This window comes from Bacillus sp. P4_D3, from assembly GCF_056401855.1.
Genome location: NZ_JBFUIN010000857.1, coordinates 1 through 1,199 on the forward strand (window position 1 = coordinate 1; position 1,199 = coordinate 1,199).

Annotated in this window: 3 protein-coding genes; 1 reads left to right on the top strand and 2 read right to left on the bottom strand. The window is 34.7% G+C overall.

Annotation, left to right across the window (positions count from 1 at the left end; genetic code table 11):
* Together rpiA and AC1DTM_RS27395 are read right to left on the bottom strand one after the other, a co-directional pair.
* Positions 1–293: ribose 5-phosphate isomerase A (gene rpiA / locus AC1DTM_RS27390; protein WP_477001367.1), on the bottom strand; the 293-nt coding region annotated here is incomplete at its 3' end.
* Between the two features lie 4 nt (positions 294–297).
* A complete protein-coding gene (locus AC1DTM_RS27395; RefSeq protein ID WP_002110280.1) occupies positions 298–618 on the bottom strand; it encodes a 2Fe-2S iron-sulfur cluster-binding protein in 321 nt (106 codons plus the stop codon).
* A gap of 143 nt (positions 619–761) precedes the next feature.
* On the opposite strand from AC1DTM_RS27395, the gene AC1DTM_RS27400 reads away from it, so the two are divergent.
* Positions 762–1,199, top strand: a 438-nt coding sequence (locus AC1DTM_RS27400) for an RNA polymerase subunit sigma-70 (RefSeq protein ID WP_477001368.1), incomplete at its 3' end; no start/stop codon positions are given.

Below are 1,199 nucleotides of genomic sequence, written 5' to 3' on the forward strand. Positions count from 1 at the left end.
GCACCACCGCCACCTTTTATTAATTGTAAATCATTATTGATTTCATCTGCTCCATCGATTGTGAGATCGAGTATATCGGTTTCATTTAAAGAGATTAACGGAATAGATAGTTGTTTTGCTAATGCTTCAGTTTCTTTTGATGTCGGTACAGCTTGAATAGATAACCCTTCTTTTACATGTTGACCTAATTTTTGTATTGTCCAATATACAGTTGAACCCGTACCAAGTCCAACCTTCATACCATCTTTTACAAAGCCAGCAGCATATTCACCGGCTAGCTGTTTTAAATTCATCATTTTACTCCGCCGGACGTGGTCCAGCATCTAAACCGGAATTTTCAACTGTAAGTATAGGGCGAACAGTAATATCTTTATGTACACGCATTTGGCACGATAATCGTAAGTGGTCTTCAATTCCTTTTTCCGTAATAGCTTGTTTTTCATCATTTGTAGCCTCACAAAAATCACCTGCAATGACTTCAACTCGGCAAGTTGTACATCTTGCTTTGCCACCGCAACGATGAAGAATGTGTACACCGTTATCTTCAAGTGCTAATACTAGTTTTGTCCCTTCCTCAACATCAAAAGTTCCGGTACCTTCAACTGTTAATTTTGGCAAATTGATTCCTCCTCATGTAAAATGCTATATAACATATTTATGACCCGTATTCATGAACATAAACATAAAATTTATTATAAGCCCCGTAACTTTTTTATTTGTTCAATCGTTTAATAAGTAAGCGCTGAAAAGGAGTGGTTATTTTGTGCACAAAAGTAACTCAGGTTTTAAAGGATCATATCGATATGAATCATTCAAATATAAATTTATTGATTGAACATTATGCAGAGGTAAAAAGGTACTGTACGTTTTTGACGAAGAATAAATGGGATGGGGAAGACCTTGCCCAAGAAGCAATTTGCAAAGTTCTTCAAAAGTATAGTGAGAAGAAAATTTGTATAACGCTTCTGTATAAAATTGCTCGAAATCAATGGTTAGATCAAATGAAATCAAAATCCGTTCAAGAAAAGTTAGAACAGCAAAATACATTTGAAGAACCACATGAAAAAATTGCAGATTTGCATGAAATGGTAGGGAAAGTATTATCTTCGTTAAATGTGCAACAATCCGTAATTTTATTATTAAAGGATGTTTTTCAATATAGTATCGCGGATATTGCTAAAGTATGTTCGGTATCAGAA